The sequence below is a fragment of the Chryseobacterium gambrini genome, from assembly GCF_027920505.1.
GTDB lineage: Bacteria > Bacteroidota > Bacteroidia > Flavobacteriales > Weeksellaceae > Chryseobacterium > Chryseobacterium gambrini.
Window position 1 is genome coordinate 4,274,368 of record NZ_CP115857.1, and the last position, 18,807, is coordinate 4,293,174.

19 protein-coding genes are annotated in these 18,807 nt (G+C 35.9%); 9 read left to right on the forward strand and 10 right to left on the reverse strand.

Translation table 11 applies throughout. From position 1 onward, the window contains the following. Positions 1-64: 64 nt before the first annotated feature. The gene (gene alaS, locus PFY09_RS19785) at positions 65-2,668 is read right to left on the reverse strand and encodes an alanine--tRNA ligase (RefSeq protein WP_271160832.1); all 2,604 of its coding nucleotides are present in this window, start codon (positions 2,666-2,668) and stop codon (positions 65-67) included. Positions 2,669-2,837: 169 nt separating this feature from the next. After that, positions 2,838-3,008 (reverse strand): hypothetical protein, encoded by a 171-nt coding sequence (locus PFY09_RS19790; RefSeq protein WP_271160833.1) that lies wholly within the window; start codon positions 3,006-3,008, stop codon positions 2,838-2,840. A gap of 157 nt (positions 3,009-3,165) precedes the next feature. Here PFY09_RS19790 and PFY09_RS19795 point away from each other — a divergent pair, with 157 nt between their 5' ends. The 4 genes from PFY09_RS19795 (at position 3,166) to msrB (ending at position 5,664) form a co-directional block, all read left to right on the forward strand. Next, a complete protein-coding gene (locus PFY09_RS19795; RefSeq protein ID WP_271160834.1) occupies positions 3,166-3,720 on the forward strand; it encodes an RNA polymerase sigma factor in 555 nt (184 codons plus the stop codon). Positions 3,721-3,732: 12 nt separating this feature from the next. Next, positions 3,733-4,005 carry a hypothetical protein gene (locus PFY09_RS19800; protein WP_271160835.1) on the forward strand — a complete coding sequence of 91 codons (273 nt, stop codon included), beginning with the start codon at positions 3,733-3,735 and terminating at the stop codon, positions 4,003-4,005. 79 nt (positions 4,006-4,084) lie between these two features. After that, positions 4,085-4,534 (forward strand): DUF417 family protein, encoded by a 450-nt coding sequence (locus PFY09_RS19805; RefSeq protein WP_271160836.1) that lies wholly within the window; start codon positions 4,085-4,087, stop codon positions 4,532-4,534. 14 nt (positions 4,535-4,548) lie between these two features. After that, positions 4,549-5,664, forward strand: a complete 1,116-nt coding sequence (gene msrB / locus PFY09_RS19810) for a peptide-methionine (R)-S-oxide reductase MsrB (RefSeq protein WP_271160837.1) — start codon at positions 4,549-4,551, stop codon at positions 5,662-5,664. 120 nt (positions 5,665-5,784) lie between these two features. On the opposite strand, the gene PFY09_RS19815 is transcribed toward msrB, so the two are convergent. From PFY09_RS19815 to PFY09_RS19825, 3 genes are all read right to left on the reverse strand, one after another. Then, entirely contained in the window at positions 5,785-6,444 is a 660-nt protein-coding gene (locus tag PFY09_RS19815; protein WP_271160838.1) for a hypothetical protein, read from the reverse strand. 120 nt (positions 6,445-6,564) lie between these two features. Further along, the gene (locus tag PFY09_RS19820; protein WP_271160839.1) at positions 6,565-7,410 is read right to left on the reverse strand and encodes an ABC transporter permease; all 846 of its coding nucleotides are present in this window, start codon (positions 7,408-7,410) and stop codon (positions 6,565-6,567) included. A gap of 2 nt (positions 7,411-7,412) precedes the next feature. Then, the gene (locus tag PFY09_RS19825; protein WP_076392438.1) at positions 7,413-8,315 is read right to left on the reverse strand and encodes an ABC transporter ATP-binding protein; all 903 of its coding nucleotides are present in this window, start codon (positions 8,313-8,315) and stop codon (positions 7,413-7,415) included. 117 nt (positions 8,316-8,432) lie between these two features. On the opposite strand from PFY09_RS19825, the gene PFY09_RS19830 reads away from it, so the two are divergent. The 4 genes from PFY09_RS19830 to PFY09_RS19845 all read left to right on the forward strand — a co-directional run bounded on the left by PFY09_RS19830 (position 8,433) and on the right by PFY09_RS19845 (position 13,679). Next, positions 8,433-9,791 (forward strand): AAA family ATPase, encoded by a 1,359-nt coding sequence (locus tag PFY09_RS19830; protein ID WP_271160840.1) that lies wholly within the window; start codon positions 8,433-8,435, stop codon positions 9,789-9,791. 609 nt (positions 9,792-10,400) lie between these two features. Continuing rightward, positions 10,401-11,507 (forward strand): NAD(P)/FAD-dependent oxidoreductase, encoded by a 1,107-nt coding sequence (locus tag PFY09_RS19835; RefSeq protein ID WP_271160841.1) that lies wholly within the window; start codon positions 10,401-10,403, stop codon positions 11,505-11,507. A gap of 267 nt (positions 11,508-11,774) precedes the next feature. Next, positions 11,775-12,887 carry a peptide chain release factor 2 gene (gene prfB / locus PFY09_RS19840; RefSeq protein WP_087709536.1) on the forward strand — a complete coding sequence of 371 codons (1,113 nt, stop codon included), beginning with the start codon at positions 11,775-11,777 and terminating at the stop codon, positions 12,885-12,887. 84 nt (positions 12,888-12,971) lie between these two features. Continuing rightward, positions 12,972-13,679: a DedA family protein gene (locus PFY09_RS19845; RefSeq protein ID WP_076392450.1), complete on the forward strand. Its 708-nt coding sequence runs from the start codon at positions 12,972-12,974 to the stop codon at positions 13,677-13,679. A gap of 135 nt (positions 13,680-13,814) precedes the next feature. Here PFY09_RS19845 and PFY09_RS19850 read toward each other — a convergent pair whose 3' ends face one another. Continuing rightward, a complete protein-coding gene (locus PFY09_RS19850; RefSeq protein ID WP_271160842.1) occupies positions 13,815-14,687 on the reverse strand; it encodes an alpha/beta hydrolase in 873 nt (290 codons plus the stop codon). A 62-nt stretch (positions 14,688-14,749) separates the two neighbouring features. Further along, entirely contained in the window at positions 14,750-15,187 is a 438-nt protein-coding gene (locus tag PFY09_RS19855) for a chorismate mutase family protein (RefSeq protein ID WP_271160843.1), read from the reverse strand. A 244-nt stretch (positions 15,188-15,431) separates the two neighbouring features. On the opposite strand from PFY09_RS19855, the gene PFY09_RS19860 reads away from it, so the two are divergent. Further along, a complete protein-coding gene (locus PFY09_RS19860; RefSeq protein ID WP_268053602.1) occupies positions 15,432-16,331 on the forward strand; it encodes a DUF808 domain-containing protein in 900 nt (299 codons plus the stop codon). Between the two features lie 77 nt (positions 16,332-16,408). Here the strand turns inward: PFY09_RS19860 and PFY09_RS19865 are convergent, their stop codons facing one another. The 3 genes from PFY09_RS19865 to PFY09_RS19875 form a co-directional block, all read right to left on the reverse strand. Continuing rightward, complete coding sequence (locus PFY09_RS19865; RefSeq protein ID WP_076392458.1) at positions 16,409-16,759, reverse strand: prevent-host-death protein; 351 nt, start codon at positions 16,757-16,759, stop codon at positions 16,409-16,411. 100 nt (positions 16,760-16,859) lie between these two features. Beyond that, complete coding sequence (gene dnaJ / locus PFY09_RS19870) at positions 16,860-17,978, reverse strand: molecular chaperone DnaJ (RefSeq protein WP_256039055.1); 1,119 nt, start codon at positions 17,976-17,978, stop codon at positions 16,860-16,862. Positions 17,979-18,052: 74 nt separating this feature from the next. Beyond that, positions 18,053-18,589 (reverse strand): nucleotide exchange factor GrpE, encoded by a 537-nt coding sequence (locus PFY09_RS19875; protein WP_076392462.1) that lies wholly within the window; start codon positions 18,587-18,589, stop codon positions 18,053-18,055. Positions 18,590-18,807: the final 218 nt, after the last annotated feature.

Below are 18,807 nucleotides of genomic sequence, written 5' to 3' on the forward strand. Positions count from 1 at the left end.
CAGCTGTACACAAAGATGGTACAACTGATTTTCTATAATAACTTTATTGACGTTTTAAGTTTGTTTAAATATTCAAAGCTTTCTGATAGGCATTTTCAAGACCATCAAGATTTTTTCCTCCTGCTGTTGCAAAACCAGGATTTCCGCCGCCGCCGCCTTGGATTTCTTTTGCTAAATCTTTTACGATAGTTCCCGCCTGATAATTTGCAGCCAGATCATCTGAAACACCCACCGTAATCATTGGTTTTCCGTCTGCATCAGAAAGGATAATCGTTACTGAAGTCGGGATTTCTCTCTTCAACTGGAATACGATGTCTTTTACAGAACCTGCATCAAGAGACGTTTTCTTTACCAAAAGCTGTTTGTCGCCTTTTTGTTCGTAAGCATTTTTCCAGTCGCCGATTTCACCTTTTGCTTTTTCTTTCTTGAAAGCTTCCACTTCCGATTTTAAAGAAGCATTTTCTTCCATCAGTTTTTCAATCGAACGGATGATGTCTTTGGATTTTAACAACTGAGAAAGTTCAGCAACCTGCTTTTCAAGATTTTTGAAATATTTTTCAGATTCGTCTCCGGAGATCGCTTCAATTCTTCTGATTCCTGCTGCTGCGGAACTTTCGGAAAGAATTTTAAAATGACCTATTTCGCTGGTGTTTTTTACGTGAGTTCCACCACAAAGTTCTTTTGAGCTTCCAAACTGGATCATTCTTACATTGTCTCCGTATTTTTCGCCAAACAAAGCCATTGCTCCCTTGTCTAAAGCCTCCTGAATCGGGATGCTTCTGAACTCCTGTAACGCAATACTTTCTTTGATTTTTGCATTCACTTTATTTTCTACCAAAGCCAGTTCTTCTTCCGTCATTTTGTTGAAGTGGGAGAAGTCGAAACGCAGATAATCGGGACCTACGTAAGAACCTTTCTGTTCAACGTGCGTTCCCAGAACTTCTCTTAGCGCTTCATGCAGTAAGTGCGTTACCGAATGGTTTGCCTGAGAATTTTTTCTTTCCGTGACATTTACTTTAGCATAGAAAACTGCTCCTGCATCTTTCGGAAGACCGTTAATTAACGAAATAATCAGCCCGTTTTCTTTTTTGGTTTCCAGAACCTCAAAACTTTCCGTGGCATTTTCAAGAAGACCTTTATCTCCAACCTGTCCGCCGCCATCCGGATAGAAAGGCGTTTCGCTTAGAACTACCTGATAAAATTCTCCGTCTTTATTTTCTATTTTTCGGTATCTTGTAATGTAAGTTTCAGATTCTAATTGGTCGTAGCCTACAAAATTTTCTGCTTTTTCCTCAAGAATTACCCAGTCGTGGACTTTTTGTTCAGCACCGCCTCTGGAACGCTCCTGTTGCTCTTTTTTTCTCGCTTCAAAACCTGCTTCATCAATCGTTAAGCCTTTTTCTTCAGCAATAATTCTCGTTAAATCATTCGGAAAGCCGTAAGTATCATATAATTCGAAAACTTCATCGCTTGGAAGTACCTTCAAATTGCTTTCAATGGTCTGCTGAATTAATTTTTCAACTCTTATCAGTCCGTTTTCAATTTTATTAAGAAAAGATTCCTCCTCGCTTTTGATCACTTCTGTAACCAAAGCTCCCTGTTTTTCAAGTTCAGGGAAGAATTTACCCATTTGCTCCTGAAGAACGGCAACCAATTTATAAAGGAAAGGTTCTTTCATGTCTAAGAATCTGTAAGAATAGGAAACCCCTCTTCTTAAAATTCTTCGGATAACGTAACCTGCACCTCCGCTTGAAGGCAATTGTCCGTCCGCAATGGCAAAAGAAACTGCTCTGATGTGATCTACCACAACACGAATCGCAATATCCTTTTCGTCTTTTAAAATTCCGGTATATTTTTTCCCTGAAAGTTCTTCCACTTTAGCAATCAAAGGGGTGAAAACATCCGTGTCATAATTGGAAGATTTTCCCTGAAGCGCCATACAAAGACGTTCGAAGCCCATTCCGGTATCAACATGTTGTGCAGGAAGTTTTTCCAAAGAACCATCAGCTTTTCTGTTGAATTCCATAAAAACGAGATTCCAGACTTCCACCACTTGAGGATGGTCATTGTTCACCAATTCAAGACCGGAAATTGTAGCTTTTTCTTCCGGAGTTCTTAAGTCAACATGAATTTCAGAACACGGTCCGCAAGGTCCGCTTGCTCCCATTTCCCAGAAATTGTCCTTCTTGTTTCCGTTGATGATTCTGTCTTCAGAAATGTGGGATTTCCAGAAATCGTAAGCATCTTGATCTCTTTCCAGATTTTCGGAAGCATCTCCTTCAAAAATGGTTACGTAAAGATTTTCTTTAGGAATTCCGTACACTTCCGTCAGCAATTCCCAGGCAAAAGCAATAGCATCTTTTTTAAAATAGTCACCAAAAGACCAGTTCCCCAACATTTCAAACATGGTGTGGTGATAGGTATCTCTACCTACATCATCCAGATCATTGTGCTTTCCGGAAACTCTTAAACATTTCTGGGTATCGGCAATTCTTGGGGCTTTAGGTTCTTTGTAACCTAAAAAATAATCTTTAAACTGCGTCATTCCCGAGTTGGAAAACATAAGGGTAGGATCGTCTTTCAGCACAATAGGAGCCGAAGGAACGATAAGGTGTTCTTTACTTTTAAAATAATCTAAAAATTTTTGACGAATCTCTTGTGATGTCATAATACTATATATTGCTTTGCTTTTTACAATTTTGATAAGATGCAAATTTAAGATTTTTAAAGTAATGTAAAAGAATAGTTTTACGTTTTCAAATGTAGTTATTTGAATAAAGGATAAATAGTCTGTTTTTAATACAAAGGATATTAATTTTTTTTACTTTTACAAAAACTTATGTGATGATAACAAAAGCGGAAAGACTTGCGAAATGGGCTATAATAATTAATATTGCACATCCTGTTTTACTTATCTTATTGTACTTTTTAAATGGTTTTTTTTCAGAAAATGTTACGGGCACAATTTTTATTTTTTGCATATATCTTATCATTCCTGTACTTCTCATTAATTGGATTTTATCGATTTGGAGTCTGATATTACAAAGAAGTATGAAAGGATTTTGGGCAATACTTTTTACAATAATATACACCTGTATTTTCGTTATTATCTTTTATATACTAACTACTGTAAAAATGTGCTGATTTTTTCATAATTTTAAATATATGACAAAAAATGAAACCATCAAAAGCTGGATCGATCAGTATTCCGGGCAGTTGTTGAGAAGAGCTGTTTATCTGCTGTCGGATAGAGTAGAGGCGGAAGACATTGTTCAGGAGGTTTTTGTCTCTGCTTTTTCGTCATATGAATCCTTTGAAGGGAAAAGTCAGCCTTTAACGTGGTTAATGACAATTCTAAACCGAAAGGTTGCCGATTTTTACCGCAAAAAATACAAATCGGAACCGCAGATAAGTCTGGATCATTTTTTTGATGAGACCGGATCGTGGAAAAATGACGATGTGCTGAATGACTGGAATGCTGAAAATAAAGGAACAGAACTTTTAGACGATACAGAATTTAATACAACATTGGAGGATTGCCTGGAAGAATTGCCCGTTCGGTGGAAACTTCCGATGAAAATGTATTATCTTCAAGAAAAAAAAGCACCTGAAGTAAGTCAGGAACTCAATATTTCTACGACTAATCTTTGGAAGATTCTGCAGAGAAGCAGAATGCAACTAAGAGAATGTCTGGAATTTAACTGGTTTGCCAAGTCTTAAAATGATTTTAAAATGTTAAAAAAACTAATCCATATCCTATTTTTACCATGCAGCCAGGCAACCATGCTCATGGAAAAAAGAAACGCAGGTACAATTTCTTCAAAAGAGAATCGAAAACTTTCCATGCATCTGAAAATCTGTAAATGGTGCAGAGCGTATAAAGAAAAGCTGGAAATTTTAGATGAAATTTTAAAAAGAAAACTTCTCAACGAACAGAAAGATAAAATTAATGATTCTGAAATTCAGGGTTTTAAAGAAAAAATGGTTAAAAATTTAGATCTTTAATAAAATTTTTGTCAGGATTTTGAAAACGTTCCGACTATACTTTTGAAAATAATAAAGTATTAACTCAAAATCTTAAAAAATGAACGGAACTGCACTTAAAATCGATAACGAAAACCTTGCCGGAAAAGCAGGGTATTACCTCTCACTTTTCGGAGCTGCTCTTATTCTGCTCTGGATTGGAATCTTCAAATTTACACCCACAGAAGCGAACGCGATAAAACCTTTGGTGGAAAACCATTTCCTTACTTTTTTCGTATATAATATTGTAAGCATTCAGGCAGTGTCTGATACTATCGGAGTGATAGAAATTATCATTGCAATACTTTTAATTTTTAGTGTGAAATTTGCATCACTCAGAAAGTACGCCGCCATCGGAATGATTGTTACTTTCCTTACTACCTTAAGCTATTTGTTTACAACTCCGGGAGTTTGGAAAGTGGTCGATGGAATTCCGGTTACAGACTTTTTCATTCTGAAGGATCTGATGCTTTTAGGATTTGGTTTAATGATTTTAAATGTGAAAAAATGAATAATAAAATAAAAATGAAAAACATACTAATTTTACTCAGTGTAGTACTGGGAATAGCAGTTTTTGCGACAAGCTGTGGAGATGCCAGACAAAAATCCACAGACACAAAAAAAGAAAATGAGACCATTATGGACAATAAAAATGTAAAGGAAGTTTATTTTGCAGGAGGATGTTTCTGGGGAACCGAGCATTTTTTTCAGCAGATTCGCGGAGTAGTAGGAACAGAAGTTGGCTATGCCAACGGAAATAAAAAGAATCCTACATATGAAGAAGTAGTAAGTCATACCACAGGTTTTGCCGAAACCGTAAAAGTGAAATACGATCCTGAAGTAGTAGATTTAAAACTATTAATTGATCTGTATTTTAAAACCATAGATCCTACAAGCATCGACAAACAGGGAAATGACAGAGGAAACCAATACAGAACGGGAATTTATTCCACAGATAAGGAAACGGAAGCGATCGTAAAAGCTGAAGTGGCAAAACTGGCTAAAAATTACAGCAAACCAGTTGTGGTGGAAACCATTCCTTTAAAGAATTTCTATAAAGCGGAAGATTATCATCAGGATTATCTGGATAAAAATCCGGGAGGTTACTGCCACATCGAACCGGGATTGTTTGAAATGGCAAGAAATGCCAATCCGCCAAAAAAAGAAACAAAAGGAAGTAACGAAACCAAATATCAGAAGCAGGATAAAAAGGTTTTAAAAGAAAAACTGACTGCCGAACAGTATAACGTTACTCAGGAAAACGGTACGGAAAGAGCTTTCCAGAACGAATACTGGGATGAAACCAGAGAAGGAATTTACGTAGATATTACCACAGGAGAACCTTTGTTTATCTCAACAGATAAATTTGAATCCGGTTGCGGATGGCCAAGTTTTTCTAAACCGATTACCAAAAAATTAATCGAAGAGAAGTTAGACCGTTCTCACGGAATGACAAGAGTGGAGGTGAGAAGTAAAACCGGAGATGCGCATTTGGGACACGTTTTCAATGACGGACCTGCAGACAAAGGCGGACTTCGTTACTGCATCAATTCAGCTTCTCTGAAGTTTATTCCGAAAGCGGAAATGCAGGAAAAAGGTTACGGAGAATATATTTCTCTACTCGATAAAGATAAAAAGTAAGTGTTAAGTGAAGAGGTGATTGAAGGGGCTGCCGAAAGGCAGCCTTTTTATGTTTATACTTTAAATTTAGGACTCTGTTATTCAGAAAGGAGCGGAACGAAGTGGAGCGCATTGAAGAATCTATTGGAGTTTTAGCAGAAATCGTTCTTTAATGCTTAACATGGAAATATTCAGAAACAATAGAAAAGCAAATAAAATGTAGTATGCGCCTTTTGGAAGTTGAGATACATTTTCAAAAACTGTTTGGAAATGTTGATTAAAGGCTAAAAACTTATCCATAAAAGTAGGTTCTTCAACTTCGTAAATCAAGTCATTGCACAAAAGATATTCGGATTCTTTTTCTTTAGTTGGTTCAACATAATAATGAACTGCAAAAATATTTCCGGTTTTCTCTGTATCTATAGCATACATATCATTTTTCGAAATGTGCATATCATTTAAAATGGAAATGAGATCTGCATAAGTATTTTTGTCAGAAAGAATAAATTCAATTCCGGAATTTTTCTCATTTCTTTTCTGCATTGCTTTGATTTCGGAAACAAAAAAATCCGAATTATTTTTGGCTTCATTTGGTGGAACGGCAATTTTCTTGTAATTCCAGTTTCTTAGTGGTTCAAAGGTAGCATTCTGATTATAATTGTCTTTTCTAAGTTTCGCAGGGAGTCCAATGTCAACCACATTATAAACTGTTTTATCAATATATGGATGAATGTAATACCAGAACAAAACAGGAATCAGCAAAGCACTGATCAGTCCCGGAAAATAATAGATCTTTTTCATGGTAATAATTTAATTTCATCTGAATGAAAATTTTAAGCCAAAAAATAAAAAAAGTGATCCGTAAAAACGAACCACTTAAAAAAATAATCTGAATATATTGTGTTGAATGTTTCAAAAAAATTACCAGTCCTTCTTTCTGAGAATCCAGTACGACCCGAAAATAAAAATCGCACACCAAACCAGACACGCAATTAAGCTTTCGGTAGGGTAGTGGAATTCATATTTTCCGCCAAAGATTTGCGCCGCTTTTAAACGCATCATAGGATTGGGAATAAGGCTCGACATACTTTCCAGCGGAAAAAGATGACTGATGAAGAAATCGTCTTTCATAATCTTTAATCGTTCCGCTTCCTGTGTTCCTCTTACCTTTGAGAAAACTTCTATGGTCGACAAAATGCTTTCTGCAATCCACAAAACAAAGAATGCAAGAAAAACAAAGACCGATTTTCTCAGCAAAACCGAAAGAAACATCAGAAAACAGAAAAATGTAAACAGCTTCACAAAGTAGTTGCCAATAAAGAAAACCTCTTCAAAAACTTTTCCTGAATCTGTCGTATCGGAATACTGATATCCCAAAAATAAAGTAAGCGCAAATACAATAACCGTGGAAATAATCGTGAAAATGCTTATCGTTAACAATTTAGAGCTGATAAATTCCTTTCTGCTTAAACCGTCAATCGTATTCTGCTTAAACATCCGGTTGCTGAATTCCTGCGAAATCGAAAAAACAATGATTAATCCTAAGAAAATCTTCAGCAAAGCCACAATCCATGTTGTGAAATTCCAGATTCCCGGAAAATTGTAAATTCCCTGCTCTTTCAAATTAATCTTTCCTCCGAAAGCATCAAAATCTACCAGTCCGACGAAAAGCAAAGTAATAAGAATCGCAAAATATAAGATCGTAAAAACCTTAAACGGTCTGTAGTTCAGGTTTTTGTAATATTCTAGTTTTAGTAATTTCAGCATGATTATTTTGTGTTTTTTACAAGTTCAAGGAATTGAGATTCAAGAGACAGTTTTTTCTTCGTTAAATGAGATAAGAAAATCCCTTTTTCAGCCAGTTTCTGGTTCAGCGCCGAAGCCGAAATAGAAGCATCATCACGGATCTGTGCTTTCAGAATATCGCCTTCCGGATTTACCGCAGTAAACCACTGCAGCTCATTCAGTGCATTTAAAAGCAATGTATTGTTGTCTGCTTTCAATTCAAAATAACCATTATTGGCGGTCATCTCATCCACCCTTCCGCAATAGATGGAATTTCCCTCCTTCAAAACAATTACATGACTGCATATCTTTTCAATTTCATCCAGAAGGTGACTCGCAATAATAATCGTAATACCCTGTTTTGCAATATTATTGATGATATCTCTGATCTGGATAATTCCTTCAGGATCAAGACCGTTTGTAGGCTCATCCAGAATAAGAACCTCCGGATTGTTCAGCATCGCCGAAGCAATCGCAAGACGCTGTTTCATTCCCAGAGAATACGTTCGGAACGGATCTTTTTTTCTTTCCAGAAGATTAACCGTTTTCAGCACTTCATCAATTCTGGAATAAGGTGTTCCTTTAATTTCGGCAACAATTTTAAGATTAGTCTCCGCATTCAGATAAGGATAAAAATTAGGCTGTTCTATAATCGCCCCGATTTTTTTCAGCGTATCCGGATCAGTTCCTTTCTTTCCAAACCAGTACCATTCTCCGCTTGTCGGGTTAATCGTAGAAAGCAGCATCCCGAAAGTGGTGGATTTTCCGCTTCCGTTCGGTCCTAAAAGTCCGTAAACATTCCCCTTTTCCACATCAAAGGAGATATTGTTTACCACGATTCTCTTGAATTTTTTAGTCAGATTCTTTACTGATAAAATTTTTTCCATGTAATTTGTTTTACATAGTAGTAGTGTATATAATTCACGTTTTGTTACAAATTATATCATCAATCCGTAAAATTTAATTTCTAAAAACATTAAATTTGATAGAATTAATAGGGAATTATGAAGTTAATTGAACTGGCAAAAGAACTTAACGTTTCAGCAGAAGCGATCAAACAGTTTATTCAGGATTTTGATCTTGAGCTTGTAGAATGCATAAGCACAAATTTTGAAGTAAAAGAAGATTTTGAAAAGTTTGCACGCGAAAATATTGAGTTTTTAAAACTTTACGAAAAAGATTTAGACAAAACGAAAACACTGGAACAGATTTCGGAAACCATCAATCAGCCCAAAGAAAAAATAGAAAAAGCCATTAAAGAAGCCGATCCGAATATTTTCGACAACGGTTTCTTCAAATCCTCCATTTCAAGCTACGGAATCGATAACAAACTGGGCGGAAATTATCAGTTTGTATACGATTATTTCGGGCATAAAACCAGCCTTCAGAAAAGAGATTTCATCGGCTACAGAGATCTTTTCTTCTATATTTCAGGCGCTCTGGAACCGTTTTTAAATCCGCAGCAGATTAAAGACTGGGGAATCAATAAACCTGCCGGAATTATTCTGTACGGACCTCCCGGAAGCGGTAAGATTTTCTGGGCAAATAAAATTGCCGAAATTATAGGCTATCAATTTAAAGAAGTTAAAAAACATTACCTCGGAACCTCTTTTGTAGACGGAATTCAGACCAATTTCAATGATTTTCTGGTAACCATCATGAAAAAAGACAAAATTCTGCTGTTTCTGGAAGACTTTGATGAAATTATGATGGCAAGGAAAGCAGACAATAATGTCGCTTCCTGTAATCTGGAAACACAGGAACTTATTCTGCACTATATTTCGAAATTTGAGCAGGGAAATCTTTTAATGGTAGGATCTGCAAATTCCGTTTCTGAAATTAATGAAGAAATTCTGGCTCCCGGAAGATTCGATGTCATGATTCCGGTTTTTCCGCCCAATCTTGCGGAAAGATCTGAAATCATTTTATATGCGATGACAAAAAATCTGGAGAAGGATTCTTTGCTGTTTAAGATTTTAAAAAACAACAAAGCCGATAAAATTCCTTTCTGGAATGAGGTTTCTTCACAAATGAAAGTATTCAGCAATACGATGCTGATTGATTTTACCCAAAGTTTGAAGAAGAGAATTAAAAACGAATATCAGAAAACGCGGAACGAAAATTTAAAGATCGATCAGAAACTTTTAAAAGGCGCTTTAAGAGATGCGGCGGCGAAACTGACGGAAGAATATCTGGATCAGATTGCGAGATTTTTAGCAGATGCGATCATCAATAATTTCGATCAGTTCCAGCAGAGAATTCAGAATCTTAAAAAAGAGCTGGATACTTACAAAGCAGTTGAAGAACCAAGAAGAATCATCGGATTTCATCATAACGGTGAAGAAGAGGGAAGTCAGGGATAGAAAGGTGAATACGCTTTGCTTGTGGGTTGTGAATGGTTAAATGATTTTTTACAAACTATTTAATTTAAACACATAAGTCACATGAGATTTAAAATCAACTTGAAATTATATGTAAGAACACATTAGTTTTTGAAAATCTTTGATTTTCTTTATGAGATCTTTTCTATTGAGCTTTTAAAGTAATTTGATTTGCTTGTGAATTTTTTATCAAGCTTGTTCTAATTAATTTAGACACATAAGTCGTATAAGATTTAAGATAAATTTCAAATTATATGCAAGAATACGTTAGTTTTTGAAAATCTTTGATTTTTCTTATGTGATCTTTATTATTGAGCATTTAAAGTAAAAACTCATGTGACTTATGTGTTTAAATTAATACCATAAATAAGTTCAATGTAAGAAGCTTCTAAATCAAAATTGACTTTAATAAAAATTGAATATAAGTTTTGGCTAAAGCCAATTGTTTTCTTAATCATTAAAATGGGCTAAAGCCCATTCCTATTGATATTTTTGTATTGTTTTACATCAAACTCACGTTAATTATAAAAGTTTTTAAAAAAATTCACAAGCAAAGCAAATTCACCAATAACCATTCACCACAAATTACTTATGAACAGCATCTGGGAACTTGAAACTTTTTACAGAAAACGCGAGGTTATTATTATCGGAGCCGGTTTTACGGGACTTTGGACGGCAATCTCCATTAAAGAAAAATATCCCGGAAAATCTGTTTTGATCATTGAACGAAATTCTGTTCCGATGGGTGCTTCCACGAGAAATGCAGGTTTTGCGTGTTTCGGAAGTTTAACGGAAGTAATTGCCGATTCTGAAAAAATGGGCTGGAAAAAAACATTAGACCTTGTAAAGATGAGGTTTGACGGTTTGCAGAAAATTCAGCATTATTTTAAAAATTCCGAAATAGATTTTGATCTGAATGGCGGTTTTGAAATTCTTAACCATGATGAGCCTTTACAAAAAATGGATGAAGTGAATCAAAAGCTGAAATCCATTACCAATGTTGAAGAAACCTATTTTTTAAACAGGCATAAAATTCAGAAATTCGGTTTGGTGAAATCTCAATATCTCATTGAAAATCCGTGTGAAGGAAGTCTGCATTCAGGAAAACTGCTTCAGAAGTTACTTGAAAAGTGTCACGAATTAAAGGTTGAATTTCTTTTCGGAACAGAAGCTGAAAATATCACGGAACATTCAGATGAAATTGAAGTTCATCTTTCAAAAAATCTTTCTGTGAAGGCAGATCAGTTAATACACTGTACGAATGCTTTTGCTTCAAGATTTTTAGACAAGGAAGAAATTATTCCGGCTCGAGGACAGATTATTTTAACGGAACCGATTGAACATCTGAAATTGAAAGGGACATTTCATTATGATGAAGGTTTTTACTATTTCAGAAATCTCGGAAACCGGATTTTACTCGGAGGCGGAAGAAATCAGGATTTTAAAACAGAAGAAACCACATCTTTTGAAACCACAGAATTTTTGCAGAATCATCTTGAAAATTTTTTGAAAGAAGTCATTTTACCCAATCACCATGTTGAAATCGCTCATCGCTGGTCAGGAATTATGGCAATGGGAACCGAAAAAACACCGATTGTAAAACAACTTTCAGAAAGACAGTTTTGCTCAGTCCGCCTTTCGGGAATGGGCGTTGCGCTGGCTCCGAAAATCGGGGAGATTGTGGCGGAAATGATTTAATTTCAGTCACATTAGTTTTTATTACTTTAAAATAAAAGACAAGTGGGAAGAAAATCAAAGATTTTCAGAAACTAATGTGTTCTTCTCTACAATACGAAAGAATTAAAATCTTAAGTGATTGATGTGTTTAAATTTGAAATTAACTAAGAATACCAATATATAAGCTGAAGGTATATTTCAGCAGGAATCTGTACTAATTCGCGAAATCTGCGGGACAAAAATTTGCACTCATAATTTTATCCGTATTTTTGCAAAAAATAAACAATCGTGATTAACAGCGACCAGATAAAAGAAATTCAGTCAAGAATTGATGATTTACATAAATATCTTCAGATCGATAAAAAGAAGATAGAAATTTCTAATGATGATGAAAAAACAGCAGCTCCTGAGTTTTGGGACAATCCTAAAGAAGCTGAAGGATTTCTGAAACAGCTCCGTTCCAAAAAGAAGTGGGTGGAAGCGTATGACGAAATCAATACCCAGTTTGAAGATTTACAGGTTTTAGCAGAATTTGCCAAAGAAGATCCGGATTCCGAGAAAGAACTGGACGAAACGTTCCCTCAACTGGTTGAAAAAATCGAAGACCTTGAGTTCAAAAATATGCTTTCCAATGAAGGGGATGAGCTTTCTGCCGTTTTACAGATCACTGCAGGAGCAGGAGGAACAGAAAGCTGTGACTGGGCTTCGATGTTGATGAGAATGTATACGATGTGGTCGGAAAAGCAGGGCTATAAGATCCGTGAACTGAACTTTCAGGAAGGGGATGTTGCCGGAGTAAAGACCGTAACGCTTGAAATTGAAGGAGAATTTGCATTCGGCTATTTACGTGGAGAAAACGGAGTTCACCGTCTGGTAAGAATTTCGCCTTTCGATTCCAATGCGAAGCGTCATACGAGTTTCGTTTCGGTGTATGTGTATCCTTTGGTGGATGATACCATTGAAATCAACATCAATCCTGCCGATATTTCATTCGAAACCATGAGATCTTCCGGAGCAGGAGGTCAGAACGTAAACAAGGTAGAAACGGCGGTTCGTCTTCGTCACGCACCTACAGGAATCATCATTGAAAACTCAGAATCGCGTTCCCAGCTTCAGAATAAGGAAAAAGCAATGCAGTTGCTTCGTTCGCGATTATACGAAATGGAACTGGAAGAGCGTATGAAAGCCCGTAACGAGATCGAAGCCAATAAAATGAAGATCGAGTGGGGAAGCCAGATCCGAAACTACGTTATGCACCCTTATAAACTGGTAAAAGATGTCCGTTCCGGATACGAAACTTCGGATGTGGATTCTGTAATGAACGGAAACATCACTCCGTTCCTGAAAGCTTTCCTGATGGCGGATGGGACGGCGGTTTCAGATGATGATATGGAATTGTAACAGGATGTTTAAATTTCGTTAAAATCTTATAATAAATTTCCGATTGACGTTTATTAATCCTATTTTTGCTACTTATCAAAATGTATGGAAGATTTCAATAGCTGGAAAGATTTATTAAATCCGGAGTTTTATATCAAGCTTGGAGGATTTTGGCTCATTCTGTTTATCATTTTCGCCGAAACAGGTCTTTTTGTAGGATTTTTTTTACCGGGCGATTCATTGCTTTTCGTTTCGGGAATTTATTCAATTGATATCATCAGAGAGACTTTCGGCTCCACAGGGAGCGATTTTTTCGATACATTTATTTTAGCGGCATCTGTAGCTTTAGCGGCAATTGTTGGAAATGAAGTAGGCTATTATTTCGGAAGAAAAACAGGTTCTGCTTTGTATAAAAAGCAGGATACATGGTTGTTTAAAAAGAAATATCTTTATCAGGCGCATGATTTTTTCGAGAAAAACGGAGCTTTGGCAATTATCATGGCGAGATTTTTACCGGTGGTAAGAACATTCACCCCGATCGTTGCAGGAATCGTAAAGATGGATAAAAAGGCATTTTTAAGAGATAATGTTATCGGAGCGGTTCTCTGGTCGTTTTTATTGATTTTTGCAGGACATTATCTGGATAAATTATTCATCGATCAGTTTGGAATCGATCTTAAGAAAAAATTAGAACTGATTATTATTGTGATTGTTCTGATAACAACAGTTCCGGTTATTATCAAATTTTTATTCGGAAAGAAACAGGATTTCTCCAAGTATGAAAATCATAATTTTGATGAAGACGAAAAATAAAAAAGTATTTTTAAAATAGATCTAACCCGTTCATTTGAGCGGGTTGTTTTTTGCGATATGTTTAAGATTCATCCTTCTTGGCAAATAGAGAAGCGCGAAAAGCCAACCTCAAAATACAAACTCTGATTTCAGAAACTAATCCTTAATCCATTCTAAAATATTGGGATAAATAATACTGTCTCTTTTTTTCTTACTAAAAAATCTAGGCACATGACCTGTATTTTCCATAAAAATAAACTTATGAGGGACATTTTGAGCCGTTAAAGCAGAATCTAAAGAAATACCCTGTTTCGGGCTCACTAAAAAGTCCTGATTTCCCTGAAAATGAAGGGTCGGAACATTAGAAATATGGGCAATCGGACTGGCTTTTTTAAATTCTTCCGATAAATTTTTTCGCAGAAATTTCGTTCCCACCACTTTTTGGATGGTTGGTGAAGAATATTTGGAGTAAAATGAATTGAGGTATTCCGGAGAATAAAAATCTGTCGGTCCGCTTAAGGAGATGATTTTTTTAATTTTATCAGGATTTTGATAGCCATACAGCAAAGCAAGATGACCTCCCGCACTTTCTCCCAAAAGGATATAATTGTTGGGTTGAAGCTCCGCCTTCTGCGCCAGTTCGTTGAATTTGGCAATCACCGAGTTGATGTCTTCAAGCTGTTCCCGGTACGTGATTTTTTTTGATTTTGAAACCAGCCGGTAATTCATATTAATGCTCGGAATATTATTTTTAAAGAGCATTTTCTGAATCTGGATCATGTGTTCTTTTTTGCCCAAAGTCCATGCTCCGCCATGAATCAATAAGACAACGGGAGAATTTTCAGGATAATCTGAAGGAAGAAAAATGTCTGCTTTCTGCCTTTTATGTTCGCCATATTTCAGATTGTAAATTTTCTGTTCGTTATTCGTTCCCACCCAGACTTTAAATTTTCTCGTATTGCATGAAGTCAGAATAAAGCCAATTAACCCTAAAACAAAGAAATGATAACGACGAATCAGCTTTTTCATAGAATAAATGTACAGAAAATTAGAATTTAAAAATTAATAATACCAGAAATTTTTATTTTTTGTTATGAGTTCCACTCCATATATCCGAAAAGAAAATGGTTGTTTTCACACAATAAAGTTTTTCCTCCCGAAGCAAATAAACTTTCTCCCCGAAACCATGTTTCGTAAATAATTTCTTCAGGAGAATATTCCTGACTACATTTTTTACAAAAAATTGAATGAAAATCTTTACGAATCATCACTTTAATTGAAAAAGATTGTACATATTGATTTTTTTCTGCAAAATCAATATCTGTTTTTGCTTCCGAAAGTAATTTCCGTAAACGGGTGATATTTTGATATTCAATATGTCTTGGAGCATCATGAGGTAATTTTTTGCCATACTTATGATAGATTTCCATTTCATCATCATAAACTTCTATCAGCTTTTCAGTTTCAATCTTCACTTTTGAGACGATCTCATTGTTACTGTTTTTTACGTCGAAGGTGTAATATATCATTGTAATATTTTGATTTTAAAGGCTGAAATTAGAATTCGCCTTGTAAGTTTCATGGTATTTTTTGATGATTATTACGAATATACAAATTATGAGGAATACAATTTGATATACAGATTTTAAAATAATTAATCTTGATTAACTAAGCGATAAATAAGTTTAAATAAAGCTCGGTCAGTCATGTGAAAAACCGAATTAAATAATTATTTTTGCCCTTTAACAAACATTAAAAAAATATTAAAATTTTATGGCATCTGGTTTTTTTGCGATCTTGGATGATATTGCTGCATTAATGGATGATGTGGCGGTTACAAGTAAAATAGCAACTCAGAAAACAGCTGGAATCTTAGGCGACGATCTTGCTGTAAACGCTGAAAAAGCGACTGGTTTTCTTTCGTCCAGAGAACTTCCTGTTTTGTGGGCAATCACAAAAGGATCATTCATTAATAAGCTCATCATTCTTCCGATTGTTTTCGTACTGAACTGGCTGTATCCACCTGCGATTAATTATGTTTTAATTTTAGGAGGTTTATATCTTGCTTTTGAAGGCGTGGAAAAGATTATAGAGTTTCTGTTTCACAGGGATAAAAAAGGGCATGAAGTGGTAGAAGAAGTGGAGGAGAAGAATACCAATTCTGAAGAAACGGAAAAGGCAAAGATTAAGTCTGCAATTACTACGGATTTTATTCTGTCTATTGAAATCGTAATTATTGCTTTGGGAACAGTGCTGGAAGAAAGCCATCCCTTTATTACCCAGATTCTGGTAACCTCATTGGTGGCTTTTATTGCAACTGTAGGTGTTTACGGAATTGTAGCTTTAATTGTAAGAATGGATGATGCGGGATTTAAACTGATCAGAAAGAGTAACGATAAAGGAATTATCGGAAAACTGGGACATCTTCTTGTAAAAGCACTTCCAATAGTCATTAAAGCTTTAGGAGTGATCGGAACCATTGCCCTGATTATGGTTGCCGGAGGAATTTTTGCACACCGAATAGAGTATTTCCACCATATTCTACCATCATGGTCTTCAGATAAAATGCTTACGGTTCTTAAAGAATTGATTCTGGGACTTGGAGGAGGATTGCTTGCCGTGGCTGTTTTCACCATTGGAAAAGCTTTGTTTTCTTTAGTAAAACGCGCATAGAAAATTGATCGATAATAGTAAAAATTCGCGGCTTCGTAGAAGCCGCGAATTTTTTATTTCGAAGATAATTTAATTACCTAGTTCAGATCATAATTCATGATCACCAGTCGCAGGATAAAATGTACATAATCCTGGTCTGCATTTTTTCTGTTGATCAGATGGTTTTTATATTCATAGGATTTCAGGACAGAAAGCAGTTGTCTGTAAGTCTCCAGATCTTCGTTTTTGATCTTTACCCTCATATTTCCGTCTCTTCTTTCTACGATTTTGTCATCCAGCGTTCTTACTTTAAATAAAACCTCGCATGATTTTTTAGCAGGTCCGAAATATCTCTCAACAATATTAATTTTGAATGCATCAAAAGTAATCGTATTGAAAATAAGATTCGCCGTAGATTCTGGTGTATGGAGTTGAAGCTTGTAGTTCATGAGAAATTTTTACAATAAGTACAATATGTACAGGTTTTTAATTTAAAGTAGTTTTAAAATTCAAAAAGAGACTTTTCAAAGAAAGCCTCTATAAATATAGTTAATTGAAAAGATCTTTCACCTTATCGAAGAAAGTTTTTTCTTTACCGGATGGTTCCGCAACCATTTCTCCGCTGTTCATTTGTTTTTCGAAGAAGTCTTTTTGATCTTTTGTCAGCTTTTGCGGAGTCCATACATTGATGTGGATAAACATATCACCTTTTCCGTAGCTGTCGATACTTGGAAGACCTTTTCCTGCTAATCTCAGAATTTTTCCGGATTGCGTTCCTGCATCCACCGTAATTTTCACTTTTCCGCCAACGGTAGGAACCTCTTTTTTCGTTCCCAAAGCCGCTTCAGCAAATGAAATATACAATTCCTGATGAAGATTATCTCCTTCTCTTTTAATTACTTTATCAATTTCCTCTTCGATAATCACCAGTAAATCTCCCGGGATTCCGCCGAAAGGAGCATCATTACCTTTTCCTCTTACATTTAACTGGATACCGTCTCTTGCACCGGCTGGAATATTGATCGTAACTTCCTCTTCATCTTTAATCAATCCCTGAGCATTGGCTCCCGCAGGAATTTTATCTGCCACTTTTCCGATTCCCTGACACGTTCCGCAGGTTGTCTGGGTCTGCATCTGTCCGAACATCGTATTCATTACCTTAAGCTGCACACCGGAACCGTTACAGGTAGGGCAGGTTTTTGAAGTGGCACCTTCTGCCATCTTCATTTTCTTTACTTTAATGGTTTTCTGCGTTCCGTTCACCATTTCATCAAGATTCAGCTTAATTCTGATTCTTAAATTAGAACCTTTTACCTGTTGACGACCACCGCCGCCACCGCCAAATCCTCCGAAACCGCCACCGAAAATATCTCCAAACTGGCTGAAAATATCTTCCATGTTCATTCCGCCACCGAAACCGCCTCCTCCGAAGCCTCCGTTTCCGCCCATTCCTGCGTGTCCGAACTGGTCGTATCGCGCACGCTTCTGTTCGTCGCTCAAAACTTCGTAAGCTTCTGCTGCTTCTTTAAATTTTTCTTCGGCATCTTTATCGCCCGGATTTTTATCAGGGTGATATTTAATGGCCATTTTACGGTATGCTTTCTTTATTTCGTCGGCTGATGCAGATTTGCTGATCTCAAGAACCTCGTAATAATCTCTTTTTGACATCTTTATATGAGTAATTAGTAATGAATAATGAGTAATATCAAAAATTGCTTATTACCCATCACTTATTGCTTATGTTAATTTCCTGTAACTACTTTTGCAAAACGGATTACTTTCTCTCCTAAAGTATATCCTGTTTCAATTACATCTACAATTTTTCCTTTTAAATCTTCTGACGGAGCAGGAATCTGAGTGATCGCTTCGTGGAAATCCACATTAAAGCTGTCTCCCGCTTTTACTTCCATTGCTTTCAGTCCTTTTTCTGTTAGTTTATTTTTGAATTTGTTGTAAATTAATTCAACACCTTGCAGATCAGCAGGATTTCCGTTCTTCGCAATTTCTTTAATTGCTCTTTCAAAATCATCCAATACGCCAAGCATAGAAATCATCATATCCTGATTTGCATACTGGAAAAACTCCATTTTCTCTTTGCTCGTTCTTTTTTTATAATTTTCGAATTCTGCGTACAGTCTGATGTAACGATCCTTTTCTTCTGCCAAAAGTTCCTCTGCCGTCGGTTTTGCTGTCACATTTTCCTCAGTTGCCGCTTCGTTCTGAATATTCGTATCTTCTTGATTATTGATGCTTTCTTCGTTAATATCCTGATTTACCATAATTCAATCTTTATTTTCCTTTTTATTCACAAACATTCTGCCAAAGAAAAAAGCGTGACATTTCGTCAGATTTTGAGTATTTGTTGCAATTGAATAACGAGCGGCTAAAAACGTCTTTCCTCTGAAGGGGGACAGAAATTTGTAAAAATTTTTTGACGGGATGGTTTTAAATATTCTTAAAGTAAAGTTGTTTTTCTTGTTTTTAAGAAGCTGTTTCC